The sequence below is a fragment of the Roseibium sp. 10G30-5 genome, from assembly GCF_055809635.1.
Map to the genome: position 1 here is coordinate 210,844 of NZ_JBVVUH010000001.1, position 16,056 is coordinate 226,899.

At 57.0% G+C, this 16,056-nt stretch carries 13 protein-coding genes; 11 read left to right on the forward strand and 2 right to left on the reverse strand.

Annotated features, from left to right (window positions below; all coding sequences use genetic code 11):
• Positions 1-45: 45 nt before the first annotated feature.
• Positions 46-888 carry an AraC family ligand binding domain-containing protein gene (locus AC0L7U_RS20010; protein WP_473696523.1) on the reverse strand — a complete coding sequence of 281 codons (843 nt, stop codon included), beginning with the start codon at positions 886-888 and terminating at the stop codon, positions 46-48.
• Between the two features lie 207 nt (positions 889-1,095).
• Here AC0L7U_RS20010 and melA (AC0L7U_RS20015) point away from each other — a divergent pair, with 207 nt between their 5' ends.
• The 6 genes from melA (AC0L7U_RS20015) (at position 1,096) to melA (AC0L7U_RS20040) (ending at position 10,064) form a co-directional block, all read left to right on the forward strand.
• The gene (gene melA, locus AC0L7U_RS20015) at positions 1,096-2,556 is read left to right on the forward strand and encodes an alpha-galactosidase (RefSeq protein ID WP_473696289.1); all 1,461 of its coding nucleotides are present in this window, start codon (positions 1,096-1,098) and stop codon (positions 2,554-2,556) included.
• Between the two features lie 111 nt (positions 2,557-2,667).
• Complete coding sequence (locus tag AC0L7U_RS20020) at positions 2,668-4,752, forward strand: ABC transporter substrate-binding protein (RefSeq protein WP_473696525.1); 2,085 nt, start codon at positions 2,668-2,670, stop codon at positions 4,750-4,752.
• Positions 4,753-4,889: 137 nt separating this feature from the next.
• Positions 4,890-5,897 (forward strand): ABC transporter permease, encoded by a 1,008-nt coding sequence (locus tag AC0L7U_RS20025; protein ID WP_473696291.1) that lies wholly within the window; start codon positions 4,890-4,892, stop codon positions 5,895-5,897.
• Positions 5,897-7,018: an ABC transporter permease gene (locus tag AC0L7U_RS20030; protein WP_473696293.1), complete on the forward strand. Its 1,122-nt coding sequence runs from the start codon at positions 5,897-5,899 to the stop codon at positions 7,016-7,018. The genes AC0L7U_RS20025 and AC0L7U_RS20030 overlap by 1 nt, the downstream gene beginning before the upstream one ends.
• A gap of 12 nt (positions 7,019-7,030) precedes the next feature.
• Positions 7,031-8,692, forward strand: a complete 1,662-nt coding sequence (locus AC0L7U_RS20035; RefSeq protein WP_473696295.1) for an ABC transporter ATP-binding protein — start codon at positions 7,031-7,033, stop codon at positions 8,690-8,692.
• Positions 8,693-8,708: 16 nt separating this feature from the next.
• A complete protein-coding gene (melA, locus tag AC0L7U_RS20040; RefSeq protein ID WP_473696297.1) occupies positions 8,709-10,064 on the forward strand; it encodes an alpha-galactosidase in 1,356 nt (451 codons plus the stop codon).
• A gap of 92 nt (positions 10,065-10,156) precedes the next feature.
• On the opposite strand, the gene grxB is transcribed toward melA (AC0L7U_RS20040), so the two are convergent.
• Entirely contained in the window at positions 10,157-10,807 is a 651-nt protein-coding gene (gene grxB, locus AC0L7U_RS20045) for a glutaredoxin 2 (RefSeq protein WP_473696299.1), read from the reverse strand.
• A 381-nt stretch (positions 10,808-11,188) separates the two neighbouring features.
• Between grxB and AC0L7U_RS20050 the strand changes: the two genes are divergently transcribed.
• The 5 genes from AC0L7U_RS20050 to AC0L7U_RS20070 all read left to right on the forward strand — a co-directional run bounded on the left by AC0L7U_RS20050 (position 11,189) and on the right by AC0L7U_RS20070 (position 16,052).
• On the forward strand, positions 11,189-12,712 hold the full coding sequence (locus tag AC0L7U_RS20050) for an ABC transporter substrate-binding protein (RefSeq protein WP_473696301.1): 1,524 nt from the start codon (positions 11,189-11,191) through the stop codon (positions 12,710-12,712).
• 114 nt (positions 12,713-12,826) lie between these two features.
• Positions 12,827-13,465 (forward strand): glycoside hydrolase family 1 protein, encoded by a 639-nt coding sequence (locus AC0L7U_RS20055; protein WP_473696303.1) that lies wholly within the window; start codon positions 12,827-12,829, stop codon positions 13,463-13,465.
• The gene (locus AC0L7U_RS20060; protein WP_473696305.1) at positions 13,386-14,156 is read left to right on the forward strand and encodes a family 1 glycosylhydrolase; all 771 of its coding nucleotides are present in this window, start codon (positions 13,386-13,388) and stop codon (positions 14,154-14,156) included. The genes AC0L7U_RS20055 and AC0L7U_RS20060 overlap by 80 nt, the downstream gene beginning before the upstream one ends.
• 82 nt (positions 14,157-14,238) lie before the next feature.
• Positions 14,239-15,180 carry an ABC transporter permease gene (locus AC0L7U_RS20065; RefSeq protein ID WP_473696307.1) on the forward strand — a complete coding sequence of 314 codons (942 nt, stop codon included), beginning with the start codon at positions 14,239-14,241 and terminating at the stop codon, positions 15,178-15,180.
• Positions 15,180-16,052: an ABC transporter permease gene (locus AC0L7U_RS20070; RefSeq protein ID WP_473696309.1), complete on the forward strand. Its 873-nt coding sequence runs from the start codon at positions 15,180-15,182 to the stop codon at positions 16,050-16,052. Before AC0L7U_RS20065 ends, AC0L7U_RS20070 begins: the two co-directional genes overlap by 1 nt.
• The last annotated feature ends 4 nt before the right edge of the window (positions 16,053-16,056 follow it).

Genomic DNA, 16,056 nt, shown 5'->3' on the forward strand with positions numbered 1-16,056 from the left:
AGGTCTGGAGGTGCGCTGCGATTGCTTGGTGTTTACCCAATGACGTTACGTCGGTCCCGGAGCATACATGCCGTTGGTTCTGAACTCTGTCGGGCTGACGCCGTAGGTTTTGCGGAAGACCTTGGAGAAATAGTTGTTCTCCTGCATGCCGCAATGCGTCGCGATTTCCTTCACGGTCAGATCCCGGTTGGCGATCAACAGACGAGCAGCACGGCGCATGCGCTGTTGTTGGACATATTCTGCCGGTGGCATGCCCGTCATCGAGGCAAAGCTGCGGGAAAAATGCGCCCGGCTCAGCCCGGCGACCGCTGCCAGCGTTTCCACATACAGATCGGCTGCCAGATTGGCCGAGATGTATTGCAGGGTGCGGGTGATCGAATTCTGCTCCTTCAGCACCCGATCCGACGGCCCGAAAACATCATCATGCAAATGCATGGCGGCCTCATAGGCAATCGCTGATGCGGTGCCAGGGGTTTGGGCTTTGCCCTGCATCAGTCGCAAGGTACAGTCGGCCAGAGCGTCAATCGTCTTGGACTTGAGCTTCATCACCGGTCCATGCGCATTGAGGACAAGCTCGTGGATGCGCAGGGCTTCGATGCCGTTCATCGAGATCCAGAAATACTCCCAGCGATCGCCCTTCTCCAGCCAATAGCGGTGGTTGTGCGGCATGATCACGAGAAGGGTCTCGCCTGCGTGAAGTTTCGTATGTCGGTTTTCGTAGCGTAGCGTTCCGCGTCCGCTGATTGTGTGTTGCAGAACAGTGAAAGGCGTGTTGCCCCGCAAACGCCCATCCCACGAGTACTCGGTGTCTTCGCGGATTTCATACCCGGCGCTTGTCGGCATTGTGTGCAGGCGCACCCGCGACCGCAGAACGGAAAGCGACTTCATACCAGGGCCGTAGTCAATCAGGTCAGACAGCACAAAATTACCCTCAAAAGCATAATGCTGCTCTTTTCTTCTTCTCGAAACTTGGCATAGTCAAGCCTCAGGGAGAGGTTTTTCGGGCCAGTAGCGTTGTTTGACTCAATCTGCCGTAAGTGTCGGTTGAGATCGAAAAGATGTAACTGCCCCGCTAATTAGAGGAGGAGAAGCGCAATGAGCTTCAAAATTGCGATCATCGGTGCCGGCAGTGTCGAATTCACGCGGAAACTGTTTTCAGATATTCTGTCTGTGGCCGAATTCCAGGAGGTGGAATTCGCGTTGACGGATATTTCAGCGCATAATCTTTCCCTGATTGAACGTGTTTTGACCACGATCAAGGAGGCGAATGGCCTCAAGGTGAAAATTTCAGCCACAACGGACCGGCGCGAGGCTCTGAAAGATGCGCGCTACATTGTGTCTTGTGTGCGTGTCGGAGGCCTGGAGGCCTATGCCGATGATATTCGTATCCCGTTGAAATACGGGATTGATCAATGCGTCGGCGACACAATTTGCGCGGGCGGGATCATGTATGGTCAGCGCAATATTCCGGTCATTCTGGATTTCTGCAAAGACATTCGCGAGGTGGCCGAGCCTGGGGCGCGGTTCCTCAACTACGCCAATCCGATGGCAATGAACACATGGGCCGCGATTGAATACGGCAAGGTGGAGACCATCGGCCTGTGTCACGGGGTGCAGCATGGTGGTGAGCAGATCGCCGAAGTGCTGGGCGTGGCCCATGAGGATCTGGATTTCATCTGCTCGGGCATCAATCACCAGACGTGGTTTGTCGATGTGCGCGTAAAGGGACGCAAGATCGGCAAGGAGGAACTGATTGCGGCGTTTGAACGGCATCCGGTTTTCAGTCAGCAGGAAAAGGTCCGCATCGATGTGCTCAAGCGTTTCGGTGTCTATTCGACCGAGAGCAATGGCCATCTTTCGGAATATCTGCCCTGGTACAGGAAGCGCCCGGAAGAGATCAATCGCTGGATCGACATGTCCGACTGGATTCATGGTGAGACTGGTGGCTATCTGCGCTTTACGGCAGAGAACCGCAACTGGTTCGAGACTGAATTTCCAAGCGTTCTGGAAAAGGCCAAGCGGCCGTTCGGCAATCGGCAACGCTCGAATGAGCATGCCAGCTACATTCTGGAAGCGCTGGAAACGGGCCGGGTCTACCGCGGCCATTTCAACCAGAAGAACACTGGCGTGATCACCAATCTGCCCGAGGATGCGATCATCGAGTCACCAGGGTTTGTTGATCGCTTCGGCATCAACATGGTGGCAGGAGTGACATTGCCGGAAGCGGCAGCGGCAACATGCATGGCGTCGATTAACGTACAGCGCATGTCGGTACACGCAGCCGTCAGCGGTGACGTGGATCTACTCAAGCAGGCCGTTCTGCATGATCCGCTTGTCGGGGCCATCTGTTCGCCGGAGGAGGTCTGGCAGATGGTCGATGAAATGCTGGTGGCTCAGGCTGAGTGGTTGCCGCAGTTTGCGCATGCCATTCCCGCTGCTCAAGAGCGCATGAAACACGCGACAGTGAAAACCCGCGACTGGACCGGATCATCGCGTCGCGAGGTCCGTTCAATCGAGGAACTGCGCCTTGAGCGTAACGAACGCAAGGCAAGCTAAATGAAAGTGAGGCTGACGGCTGCCGGGAGGGTGGCCGTCAGACCGTGTCTGTTGGAGGCAGGCATGTGAAGGACTGACGGTGGGTTGGATGCCGTCAACATGGGAGGAAATCTGATGAATAAGCGATACGGTCTGGTGACCGCAGCGTTGCTGCTGGGCACTGCTGCGGCAAGTTGGCAGGCGCAGGCCTCGGAGCTGACGGTCGTGCCTGCGCCGCCGAATTTTCCGGCGCAGACAAAGGCGGAGTATGTCGATGGCACAGACATTCTCACGTACAAGGCTTTGCCGAAGTATCATGAGCCGGCCTGGGTGACGAAAGACTTCGTCGATACGGGCAAATTGCCCCCTTTGAAGGATCGCCTGCCTAAGGAGCCGATGGTCTATAAGACCGGTAACATGCCAGATGGCGTGGGGGTTTACGGCGGTACTTTGCGTCATGTGATTGGTGGACGTCCGGAAGGCTGGAACTACAGCGCCGGACAGAACCAGAGCTGGGGCGGCATTGATATTGCCATGTATGAATGCCTGACCCGCACGGGCCCATTGTTTCAGATCAAGGCGGACGATCTGAAACCTCTTCCCAACCTTGCCAAAAGCTGGGAATGGTCGAAGGATGGTCACACGCTGACGATGCATCTGATCGAGGGGGCCAAGTGGTCGGATGGCGTGCCCTTCACGTCGGATGACGTGATGTTCTATTGGACCAACAACGTTCTTGATCCGAATGTCACGCCCCTCAACGGAGCCACGCGAGGAACCTTTGGTGAAGGAACAACGCTGAAGGCGATCGATAAATACACCATTCAGTGGACGTTCAAGGCCGCTTTTCCGAAACAGTTTCTCTATTCGATGGCCTATGGCACCTTCTGCCCCGGTCCTGCCCATATGCTGAAACCTCAGCATCCGAAATTTTCCAAGAACACCTACGAGCAATACAAAAACGCTTTTCCGCCGAGCTACATGAATTTCCCGGTCATGGGGGCATGGGTGCCGGTTGAATACCGCTCGGATGACATTGTCGTTCTGCGGCGCAATCCATATTACTGGAAGGTCGATGAGAAGGGCGATCAACTGCCCTATATCGACGAGGTTCATTATAAGCTGTCGACCTGGCTGGATCGCGATATTCAGGCCGTCGCCGGGTCGGGCGATCTGTCGAACCTTGAACAGCCGGAAAATTTTGTCCAGTCGCTACGGCGCGCGGCACAGCCGGATGCCCCGGCCCGTCTGGTCTTCGGCCCTCGGTTGACGGGCTATAATCTGGATCTGAATTTCTCCGCTAACGGCTGGGGCGATCCCGATCCGCGTGAGGAAGCTATCCGGAACCTGAACCGCGACTTGCACTTTCGCAAGGCGGTGACAATGGGGTTGAACCGCAAGAAGCTGGGCGAAGCCCTGGTCAAAGGGCCTTTCATGGCGACTTATCCGGGCGGCATCCTGTCAGGTTCCAATTTCTATGATCGCCAATCGACGATGTATTATCCCTTCGATGTTGAAGGAGCCAAGGCGGAGTTGGCGAAAGCGGGTCTGAAAGATACGGACGGCGACGGCATCGTCAATTTCCCGAAAGACACGCTTGGCGGTCAGGATCTCGAAATCTCGTTGCTCGTCAACAATACCTACAGCACGGACAAGAACCTGGCTGAGGGCGTTATCGCACAGATGGCCAAGATCGGTTTGCGTGTTGTTTTGAACTCGCAGGATGGCAAGAGTCGGGATGCGGCGAATTATGCAGGCCGCTTTGACTGGATGATTGTGCGGGCCACGCCGGAATTGGCGTCTGTGGTGCAAAACACCACGCAGCTTGCGCCGACCGGGCCGCGCACCAGCGTTTTTCACCGGGCCAACAGCAAGGGCGAAATGGATCTGATGCCGTTTGAGACGAAGCTCGTCGACATCGTGCAGAAGTTTATTGCGGAAAATGATCCGGAAGTGCGCACTGATCTGATGAAGCAATATCAGAAGATCTACACCACCAACATCAACACGGTGGGGCTGGTCGAATATCCGGGGGCGCTGATTATCAACAAGCGTTTCGCCAACGTACCGAAGGGCACGCCGATCTTCATGTTCAACTGGGCGGAAGGCGCCATCATGCGCGAACGCATGTATGTGCCGGCCGACAAGCAGGGTGGTTATCAGATCTTCAAGGACACGCTTCCGGGCAAACCCGGTGGCGCTGGTCCCATCCGCTAACACACGGACCCTCCCAGACACCTCCCTGCCCGCTTCGGTGGACAGGGAGGTGATCCCCTCAAAACAGGGGCGCACCGCTCATCCAGGCCCCGTGCCAGGATGACGATTGCGCGGATCCTTGTTGCAGGAGAACATGAATGTTCAGGTTTCTCATCATCCGCATTCTGTCGGCGCTTCCGGTGTTGTTCATCCTGAGTGTCGTGACATTTGCGATTATTCAGGCCCCGCCGGGGGATTACAGTGATCATATTCGATCGCAGCTCATCAATCAGGGTGGCGCGTCCTTTGAGCAGGCGGATGCTCAGGCGAAAGCCTATTCCAAAGAACATGGTCTCGATAAACCGATGCCGGTGCAGTATCTCAACTGGATCGTCGGTATTGTCACCCGTGGCGACTTTGGCCAAAGCCTCTATTATAACAAGCCCGTTGGTGATGTTGTGGCGGAGCGGTTACCGCGCACGCTGATGTTGGCCCTGACCTGCCATATCTTTGCGTCCGTTTTGGGGATTACTTTTGGTATTCTTGCTGCCACGCGCCAATACAGCTGGGTTGATACGGTGCTGTCGGCGGTCTCTTTTCTAGGTATGACGGTGCCGCGCTTTCTGATGGCGCTGATTATGGTCTATGTGCTCGTCTTTCACTTCAATGTGAGTGAGATCAGCAGCTTCTTTTCGCCTCGTTATGGCGGCGCGCCCTGGTCGTGGGGCAAGTTTGTCGATCTTTTGAGCCATGTCTGGCCGGTGATCGCCATCGCCACCTTCGGCGGGCTGGCCTACAACATGCGCGTCATGCGCGGCAATCTGCTTGATACGCTGAACGCCAATTATGTCGAGACGGCCCGCGCCAAGGGCCTGCGCGAAAGTGCCGTCGTCTTGCGTCACGCCGTTCCAAATGCCCTGCACCCGCTGGTGATGTATCAGGGCGTTGTCCTGCCCTACATGCTGACCGGCGAAATCGAAGTGGCCATCATCTTTGCCCTGCCGACAGTCGGTCCAGCGATCGTCGGGTCAATGTATGTCGGCGATGTCTATGTGACGGCAACCTTCATGCTGGTGCTCTCCGCCACGCTGCTCGTCGGCAACATCATTGCGGATATGCTGCTGGCAGCCCTTGATCCGCGGGTCAGTCTTGGAGGGGCACACTGATGCAAACACCTTCTGAAACCACATTGGAAAACGCTGTCGCCGTAGTGCCCGAGCGCAACGAGAGTTATGCCGCTTTGGTCTGGCGGCGCCTGAAGCACTCGTTCACCGGAATGCTGGGTCTCGTCCTGGTGCTGTTCTTGCTGTTCATGGCGATCTTTGCCGGGTTTCTGTCGCCCGTCGACCCTAATCTGACCGACAGCGCCTACATGCCGCCGGACAGTATCTCGATCCATAACAAGGGCGGTGTGCTGGTTTCGCCGCGCATCTATCCGCTGGTCGATGGCAGCGAACTTGACCCGATCACGTTCCAGCCGATGTCTGCTCCGGATTACGATAATCCGCGCAGACTTGGATTTTTCGTCAGCGGGGCGACGTATCGTCTGTTTGGTCTGATCCCACTGAAGACGCATTTCTTCGGTGATATCGGCGGTAAGCCTGTGCATTTTCTGGGAACCGACAAGTTCGGGCGAGATGTTCTCTCGCGTGCAATCTACGGCTCCCGCATTTCCTTGATGATTGCGCTGACCGTGGTCTTTATCGTGACCGTGGTGGGAACGACGATCGGCATGGTTTCGGGGTATTTCGGCGGGGCCGTCGATGCGTGGCTGCAACGGTTTGTCGAGTTGGTGCTGGCCTTTCCGCAGATCCCGCTTTATCTGGCGCTGGCATCGCTGATCCCGGTGACGGCGCCCTCCAACGTTTTCCTCGGGTTCGTGATTATCGTCATGTCGGCGCTGGGCTGGGCGCAGATGTCGCGCGAAGTGCGCGGCAAGACGTTGGCTCTTGCACGTATAGAATACGTCAAGGCGGCGATGGCAATCGGCGCAAGTGACCGGCGCATCATCTTTCAGCACATCTTTCCCAATGTGATGAGCCACGTGATTGTGGCTGTCACCTTGGCAATTCCTACAGTTGTGTTGCTGGAATCCTTTTTGGGTTTTCTCGGGTTTGCGGTGAAGCCACCGCTGATTTCCTGGGGGCTGATGTTGCAGGACACTGCCAATTATTCGGTCATTGGTTCCTATCCGTGGATCCTGACGCCGGTTGGCTTTGTGCTGGTGACTGTCTTCGCCTTCAACGCGCTCGGTGACGGGTTGCGCGATGCCATTGATCCCTATTGAGCCGGAGACGACATGATGATGGAAGATCTCATTCCAAAGGTCCGGTTCGACGCCGGACAGAAAACAGGCGAGCCGATCATACAGGTGCGCAATGCCGGGGTGCGCTTCAAGACAGAGCATGGCGAGGTGGAGGCCGTTCGCAGTGTCTCGCTGGATCTCTACCGCGGTGAAACCATTGCGGTTGTCGGGGAATCCGGCTCCGGAAAATCGGTCACTGCCCGCACTATCATGGGCCTGCTGTCGAAACGCGCGACGATCAACCCGAAAGCGCAGGTGTTTTTTGATGGGGAAGATATTCTCAAGTATTCGAAGGAGAAACGGCGGTCCCTGCGCGGTGCGCGCATCGCCATGATCTTTCAGGAACCCATGAGTTCGCTGAACCCGATCTACACGGTTGGCAGTCAGATCGTGGAGGCCTTGCGAACCCATCAAAAAATCAGCAAGTCCGCCGCCAGAAGCCGCGCCATAGACCTCTTGCGCGAGGTTCAGATCCCGCAGCCGGAACTCCGAGTTGGCCAGTATCCGCATGAGATGTCAGGTGGTCAGCGTCAACGCGTGATGATTGCCATGGCGCTGGCGAACAATCCGGAAGTGCTGATTGCCGATGAGCCAACGACGGCGCTTGACGTCACGGTTCAGGCGCAAATTCTCAATCTCTTGCGGGATTTGCAGAAAAAGCACGGCATGGCGGTGATTCTGATCACCCATGACCTGACCGTAGTGCGTCGGTTTTCCGACTACGTTTATGTCATGCAGACGGGAGAACTGAAGGAGCACAACACCACAGAGGCTCTGTTTGCCAACCCGCGTCATCGCTACACTCGCCATTTGTTGGGGTCGGAACCGACGGGCGTTGCCAAGCCGCTGGAGGCGACGGAGCCGGTTATCCTCGAAGGGCGCAACGTCAAGGTCGCTTTCACGTTGGGCGGCGGTGGGTTCTTCCGCAAGACCCGCCACGAACTGATCGCGGTGAATGAACTGTCGCTGTCTCTGCGACGGCGTGAAACCCTTGGGCTTGTAGGTGAATCGGGATCGGGCAAGACGACCTTCGGCCAGGCTTTGACGCGACTGATCCACAATGACAGTGGTCAGATTTTTTTCGATGGCAAGCCCATTCACGACAGCACCCGCGACCAGATGCGTCCCTTGCGCTCACGGATGCAGATCGTCTTTCAGGATCCCTTCTCTTCCCTCAACCCGCGCATGACGATTGGTCAGATCATTGGAGAGGGTCTGATCGTCAACAACATTGGCTCAGGCCGTGCCGACCGACAGGACCGGGTACGCGATGCGCTTTTGGCCTCTGGCCTGCCCGACACCATCATGGGGCGCTTTCCGCATGAGTTCTCCGGTGGCCAGCGTCAGCGCATCGCGATCGCGCGTGCCATCGCACTGGAGCCGGAGTTCGTGCTGCTCGATGAGCCAACCTCAGCGCTGGATCTCTCGGTTCAAGCGCAGATCATTGATCTTCTGCGCAAGCTGCAAGACGAACGGGGTCTGAGCTACCTGTTCATTTCGCATGATCTCAAGGTTGTCCGGGCGCTGTGTCACCGGGTGATCATCATGCAGCATGGCCAGATCATGGAGCAGGGCAATGTCGACGATGTCCTGACCAATCCTCAAACCGACTATACGAAACGACTGGTTCGCGCGGCCTTTGACGTTGCCGCTTGAGCCCTTGGAGAATTGCATGTCTAAAAATCCGAAAATTACCTTCATCGGTGCCGGATCGACGGTCTTCATGAAGAACATCATCGGCGATGTGTTGCAACGCCCGGCCCTGTCCGGGGCAACCATTGCCTTGATGGATATCAATGCTGACCGTCTTGCGGAAAGCGAAATTGTCGCCAGCAAATTAGCCCGAACTCTGGGGACCAAAGCGGTTATCGAGACCTATTCTGATCAGCGCAAGGCGTTGGAGGGGGCAAACTTCGTTGTCGTCGCTTTCCAGATTGGCGGCTATGAGCCTTGCACCGTGACGGACTTTGATATTCCGAAGAAATATGGTCTGCGCCAGACCATTGCCGATACGCTTGGCGTTGGCGGTATCATGCGTGGCCTGCGCACGGTGCCGCATCTTTGGAAGATCTGCGAAGACATGATGCAGGTCTGCCCGGATGCCATCATGCTGCAATATGTGAACCCGATGGCGATCAACACCTGGGCGATTGCCGAGAAGTTTCCCAAGATCAAGCAGGTTGGTTTGTGTCATTCGGTGCAAGGCACTGCGTCGGAACTGGCGCGCGATCTTGAGATCCCCGTGGATGAAATCCGGTACCGTGCGGCAGGCATCAATCACATGGCGTTCTATCTGAAGTTTGAGCATCGACAGGCGGACGGCAGCTACAGGGATCTTTATCCCGATCTGTTGCAAGGCTACCGGGATGGGCGTTTTCCCAAGCCCAGCGACTGGAACCCGCGGTGCCCCAACAAGGTGCGTTACGAGATGCTGACGAGGCTCGGGTATTTTGTCACTGAAAGCTCTGAGCATTTTGCCGAGTACACGCCGTATTTCATCAAGGAAGGCCGCGAGGATCTGATCGAGACATTCGGCATTCCGCTTGATGAGTATCCCAAGCGCTGTGTCGAACAGGTGGCCCGCTGGAACAGTCAGGCCAAGCTGTTTCGGGAGGCGGAAACCATAGAGGTGACGCAAAGCCGCGAGTACGCGTCGTCGATCATGAATTCGGTCTGGACCGGCGAGCCGTCCGTCATCTACGGCAATCTGCGCAACAACGGCTGCATCACCTCATTGCCGGATGCCTGTGCGGCGGAAGTGCCCTGTCTGGTGGATGACAACGGGCTTCAGCCAACGCATATCGGCGCTCTACCACCGCAGTTGACGGCATTGATCCGGACCAACATCAACGTGCAGGAACTGACGGTTGCTGCCATGATGAGTGAAAATCGCGAACATGTCTTTCATGCCGCGATGATGGATCCACACACGGCTGCGGAACTGGATCTGGATCAGATCTGGTCACTGACACATGATCTGATCAAAGCGCATGGGGAGTGGTTGCCGGAGTGGGTTCGGCACGCTTGAGTCAAGCAAGGTTTTGGCACCCGCCGAGGCGTCGCGCGTTGAACAGCGCGGCGCTTCAGGTCGGTGTTTCTCAAAGGTGAAAGCAGGCAGGGTTATTCAGCAGCAGTCTGTTTTTCGCGCAGGTCACTGACGAGCGGTACGCCGGAGCGTTCAGACATGCGGCGTGTATAGACCTCAACCTTGTGTGGCATGGTCAGCCCCGGCACGAGTGTCAGGCTGCGCAGTGTTGGAAACAACAGGATGTCGTCGATGCACCCGGTTTCCGGATCGGGCAGAATGGGCACGAGATCTTGCAGCCCCTGTTCCATTTGCGCCAGAGCTTCGTCGGTCTGGCCGATCATCTGCTGAAAATTGCCGTGGCTGGCTTCTTTCCGACGCTTGAAATAAGCACACGCGCTGTCCGTCTGGAATTCCGGAAAGACAGGATCCGGCGTGCGCGGCGTCACCAGAGTCCGCACCGTCGGTTCCCATGTTTTCTGCCAGTCGAGGATTGCCTGTGTCGGCGTTCCCGCAAACAGTGGCTCGCCCTTCAAAGCATCGACCTTGTGAACGATGTCGAGGCTCTCGCCCATGAAGCCGTCAGGGCCTTCGAGGATCGGCAGCATCTTGACCCCGATCATCTTGATTGGCGTGTCCTCATCGTCATTGGCCAGCGGCACCAGCTCAAAGGGAATGCCTTTCAGACCGAAGGGCATACGGGCGCGTGTGCAATAGGGGCAATGGTCGTAGACATAAAGCTTCATGATGCGGGATCCCTTCTGTTTTGCGACAGCTTTGACCAGCCGGCGTTTCAATTCAAGCTTTGTGGCGCTTTGGTCCGGCTGCAAATTTGATCAGGAAACGGTGCATGACCGCCTGAAATTGCCTTCGCTGGTGCAACGGGGCAATGACCTGCAAGTTGCGCCTGATCGCCTGAAAAACAAAGCAAAGCGCGCAAAGATTGGCTGGAACCCGGCTGCCCATCGATGCTGTGCGCTGCATGATGAAAATTTGCACTGCACAATAGAGCGGCACTCTGACGTGATTATATTCCCTTGCCCAACTTGACAGGAGATCGAAAACGAGGCTTGAATATCATAATAACGATTTAGCTTCCATAATTAAAGAACTATGAGGGGATCCAGATGCTAAAGAAAATCCTGTTGGCGGCGACCGTTCTGACGCTTCCGATGGCACCGATTGCAGCCTTCGCAAGCGGCACCATCAACGTGGCGACAATCGGCGAACCACCCACGCTTGACCCGATGGCCTCGACGGCTGATGTGGTTGGCATGACCACGCAGCATATCTTCGAAACACTGTTTACCTATGATTCCAAATGGAAGGTCATTCCGCTTCTGGCGAAGACCATGCCGAAAATCTCCGACGACGGAAAGGTTTATGATATTACGCTGCGCGCCGACGTGCCGTTTCATGATGAAAGCATCATGGATTCCAGCGATGTTGTGGCCTGTCTGAAGCGCTGGATAAGCATTGCCTCGCGCGGCAAGCAGGCTGCGCCTTACATCGACAGCGTTGAAGCAACCGGCAAGGACAGTGTGCGCATCACGTTGAAGAAGCCATATGCGCCGCTGCTGTCGCTGTTGGCCTTCAACAATTCGGCCGCCGTTATCATGCCGAAGAAAGACCTGGCCGATCCGCTGACCAAGTTCATCGGCACGGGTCCCTATATGCTCAAGGATCACAAGGCCGACCAGTATATCCAGCTTGTCCGTTTCAAGGATTATGCCGAGCGCAAGGGGCCGGCCAATGGCTTTGGCGGGGATCGCAAGGCTATTCTGGACGAAATCCGCTTTGTGCCGGTGTCTGACCCGAACACACGTATGGAAGGCGTGTTGTCCGGTCAGTTCGATTTTGCCGAATCCCTGCCGACCGAAAGCTATAGCCGTCTGGAAAAGGCAGAGAAGGCCACTCCGGTGGTTCTTAAGCCCTACGGCGCTCCGGTTTTCGTCATGAACACCAAGATGGGCATGATGAAAGACAAGGCCATGCGCCATGTCATTCAGGAAGCCTTGAACCCGAAGGACATGCTGACGGCAGCGTTTGGCGACACCAAGTTCTTTGCGGTTGATGGGGCGTTGTATCCGAAGGGCTACATCTGGCACACCGAAGCCGGTGTTGAGCGCTACGGCGACGGCAACCCGCAGAAGGCGGGCGAGATGCTGAAGAAGGCTGGCTACAAGGGCCAGACCTTGCGCATCCTGACCAGCCGTCAGTATGAGTTCCATTACAAGATGGCTCAGGTTGCGGCTCAGTATCTGAAGATGGCCGGGTTCAAGGTGAAGCTCGAAGTCTATGACTGGGCAACCCTCACCCAGCGTCGCGCCGACCCCAAGCTGTGGGACATCTTCATCACCCACGGACCTTTCCCGGCTGAACCGGCCCTCAATGGCTGGATGTCCGATGATTATCCGGGTTGGTGGGACGACAAGGAAAAGCATGACGTGACGGATCCGTTCCTGGCGGAATCCGATCCGGCCAAGCGCGTCAAGCTCTTCGCCAAGGTGCAGGAAGCCTTCTACGACGACGCTCCGGTGTTCAAGGTCGGCAACTTCAACTCGCTGAGTGCCGAATCCAAGACACTTGAAAACTTCAAGCCGTCGCCATGGCCGTATTTCTGGAACGTCAGCACCAAAAACGGCAAGTAAGCCCTCGGGCTCTTCCTGCCTCCCGAGAAGATCCACCGGCGGTCGCATTCGCGACTGCCGGTGAGTTGACTGATCTTGCTTGTCAAAGAATTCATAAAAAGTACCAGGCCCGATATGACACGAGCTTTCCCGACCGACTTCCTCTGGGGCGTTGCTGCCTCTGCCTTCCAGATTGAGGGGGCGACCGAAACCGATGGGCGCGGCTTGAGCGTCTGGGACGTCTATGCCCGCACGCAAGGGCGGACGACCAATGGCGACACCGCTGACATTGCCTGCGACCATTATCATCGCTATCCCGAAGACATCGCACTGATGAGCAAGCTCGGGGTCAAGGCCTATCGGCTGTCGACTGCATGGCCGCGGATCTTTCCCGAGGGCAAGGGTCAGGTCAATCAGAGGGGCCTCGACTTCTATGATCGAGTGATCGATCTTCTGCTGCATGAAGGCATTACGCCCTGGATCTGCCTGCATCACTGGGACATGCCTGTGGCCGTGGAAGAGGCTGGCGGCTGGCGCTCACGCGAAACCGCCAAGGTCTTCGGCGATTATGCGGCCACCGTTATTCGTCACTTCGGCGACCGGGTGAAGCAGTTCGCACCGATCAATGAACCCAATGTCATCCCGTGGGTGGCCTATAATCTGGGCCGTCATGCGCCCGGCAAGCAGGACTATGATGCCTGCCTTCAGGCGATCCACAATCTCAACCTGGCTGCATGGCAAATCGGTCAGCGCCGTGCGGGCCGAAGCCCCTGATGCTGAAATCGGCAACATCGTCTCGATGGGGCCAATCCGTCCGCACTATGACGATGAAGCGCACCGCGACGCGGTGGATCTGGCTGATTGCATCTGGCGGCGCGTCACTGTCGATCCGCTATGGCTTGGCACCTATCCGGATCTGATTGCCGACAAGATGGAGCCGCTCATCCAAGCCGGCGACATGGAAGAGATCAGTCAGAAAAACGATTTCTTCGGCCTCAATCATTACAACCCGATCTATGTGGCCCCGCATCCGGGCGCGACATGGGGCGTGGCCGAAACCACCCCTCCGACCGGTGTTGGCCCCCTCACCGATGTCAACTGGCAGGTCGATCCGTCAGCCTTCATGGAGCAGATCCGCGACACCGCCGAACGCTACGACAATCCGGTGATCTATATTACCGAGAACGGCTCCTCGTTCCCCGATGCGCTTGGCCCGGATCGCAAGGTCATCGACAACGATCGCATCTCCTATTTCGATAGCTATCTCAATGTCGTGCTCGATGCGATTGAGGAAGGCCACGACATCCGCGGGTATTTCGCCTGGTCGCTGATGGACAACTTCGAGTGGGGACGCGGCTTTTCCAAGCGTTTCGGGCTTGTCTACATCGACTATCCGACGCTGCAACGCATCCCGAAGCAGTCGTATCACTGGCTGAGTGGCGTCATCGCCAAGAACGCCGTTTGAGAGGAGGCAGTATGCTGATCAACGCATTTGACCTGCCCGTCATGACCGCGCCTGTCTGGGTGCGAACCAGGAAACCGACGCCATGATACGTTATATTCTCAAGCGGCTCTTCGGCATGGTCGTCGTGATGTTCCTTGTCGTGACCATCGTCTTCGTCATTGTTCGCATCACGCCGGGCGATCCGGCTGCCGTGATGCTGGGGCCGGATGCGACCCCGCAGGACATCGTTGATCTGCGGGCCCGATTAGGGCTCGATCAGCCGATCCTGACGCAATATGTCATTTATCTGGGGCAGATGGTGCAGGGCAATCTGGGCCGCTCGATCTTCCTTAACATCCCCGTCACGGAAGCCTTGGCGCAGCGCGCCGAGACGACCTTCTTCCTGACGCTGTTCTCGCTGGTGCTGGCCAGTGTCATCGCCCTGCCCCTGGGGATCTACGCCGCATATCGGCGCGGCTCTTTCATTGATCAAGCGTCGACCGCCATTGCCATGACTGCGGCCAGTGTGCCCAGCTTCTGGCTCGGACTGATCCTCATTCAGGTGTTCGCCGTTCACTACGGATTGTTTCCCGTGTCCGGCTACGGCGGGCCCGGCGCAGACTTCTTCGACCGCCTCCGACACCTGGTTCTGCCTGCTGTGTCGCTCGGGGTTGTCTCGTCGGCTCTCATTCTGCGCTTCACCCGCGCCGCCATGCTGGATGTGCTCAACGATGATTACATCCGCACCGCCCGCGCCAAGGGGCTGGTGGAACGCAAGGTTATCCTCAAGCACGCCTTGAAAAACGCGCTGATCCCGATCCTCACGGTGCTGGGCCTGAGTGCCGCGGTGCTGGTTGCAGGTGCGGTGGTGACGGAAACGGTGTTCGCCCTTCCCGGCGTCGGCAGTCTTGTCGTCTCTGCGGTGATGCGGCGGGATTATCCGGTTATCCAGGGAACACTGCTTGTCGTCGCGGGTCTCTACGTCCTGATCAATTTCATTATCGACATGCTTTACCTGCTGGTCGATCCGAGGGTGCGCTACTAATGACAGACATTCAGACCGCCTCACCTGCCAGCAATCCGCGTGTCCAGTTCGCCAAGCGTTTTTTCAAGCGCAAGACGGTGGCCTTCGGTTCGTTGATCCTGGTTGTCTTCACGGCGCTGGCCGTGCTGGCTCCGTGGATTGCACCCTATTCGCCTTATACCTTGTCGATTTCCGACCGTTTGATGGCTCCCAATGCGGCGCATTGGTTCGGCACAGATGAATTTGGCCGTGACGTCTTCACCCGGACGATCTTTGGCGCGCGCCTGTCGCTTCTGGTTGGCGTTTCCGTTGTCATCCTGTCGGCGCTCATCGGCGTCACTCTTGGCCTGCTCGCCGGGTTCTTCAGAGGTCTGGATGCACCGATTGCACGTCTGATCGACGCTATGATGGCCTTTCCCGATATTCTGTTGGCCATTGCGTTGGTCGCAGCGCTCGGGCCGTCACTGCCAACGGTAATCATCGCCCTGTCCATCGTTTATGCTCCGCGTCTGGCGCGTATCGTGCGCGCTTCGACGCTGGTTCTGCGCGAACTGCCGTTCGTGGAAGCGGCGCAGGCCATGGGTATCTCGACCTTCCACATCATGACGCGCCATATCCTGCGCAACCTGATCTCCCCCATCCTGGTGCAGGCGACCTTCCTCTTCGCCAACGCCATCCTGGCTGAGGCCGGCCTCTCGTTCCTCGGGGTCGGCGTCAGTCCGGAGATTGCCACTTGGGGCACGATGATTTCGGAAGGCCGCCAGTATCTCGATCAGGCTGACTGGATGACCCTCTTCCCCGGGATCGCCATTATTCTGGCCGTGTTGTCCTTGCAGATCGTCGGCGACGGACTGCGCGACATGCTCGATCCACGACTGCAGAAGGATTTGTAACAAG

Bases quoted from the DNA above. Each gene is read 5' to 3' on its own strand.
- AC0L7U_RS20010 (WP_473696523.1), bottom strand. From the start codon at position 888: ATGAAGTCGCTTTCCGTTCTGCGGTCGCGGGTGCGCCTGCACACAATG.
- melA (WP_473696289.1), top strand. From the start codon at position 1,096: ATGAGCTTCAAAATTGCGATCATCGGTGCCGGCAGTGTCGAATTCACG.
- AC0L7U_RS20025 (WP_473696291.1), top strand. From the start codon at position 4,890: ATGTTCAGGTTTCTCATCATCCGCATTCTGTCGGCGCTTCCGGTGTTG.
- AC0L7U_RS20030 (WP_473696293.1), top strand. From the start codon at position 5,897: ATGCAAACACCTTCTGAAACCACATTGGAAAACGCTGTCGCCGTAGTG.
- AC0L7U_RS20035 (WP_473696295.1), top strand. From the start codon at position 7,031: ATGATGATGGAAGATCTCATTCCAAAGGTCCGGTTCGACGCCGGACAG.
- melA (WP_473696297.1), top strand. From the start codon at position 8,709: ATGTCTAAAAATCCGAAAATTACCTTCATCGGTGCCGGATCGACGGTC.
- grxB (WP_473696299.1), bottom strand. From the start codon at position 10,807: ATGAAGCTTTATGTCTACGACCATTGCCCCTATTGCACACGCGCCCGT.
- AC0L7U_RS20050 (WP_473696301.1), top strand. From the start codon at position 11,189: ATGCTAAAGAAAATCCTGTTGGCGGCGACCGTTCTGACGCTTCCGATG.
- AC0L7U_RS20055 (WP_473696303.1), top strand. From the start codon at position 12,827: ATGACACGAGCTTTCCCGACCGACTTCCTCTGGGGCGTTGCTGCCTCT.
- AC0L7U_RS20060 (WP_473696305.1), top strand. From the start codon at position 13,386: ATGCCTGCCTTCAGGCGATCCACAATCTCAACCTGGCTGCATGGCAAA.
- AC0L7U_RS20065 (WP_473696307.1), top strand. From the start codon at position 14,239: ATGATACGTTATATTCTCAAGCGGCTCTTCGGCATGGTCGTCGTGATG.
- AC0L7U_RS20070 (WP_473696309.1), top strand. From the start codon at position 15,180: ATGACAGACATTCAGACCGCCTCACCTGCCAGCAATCCGCGTGTCCAG.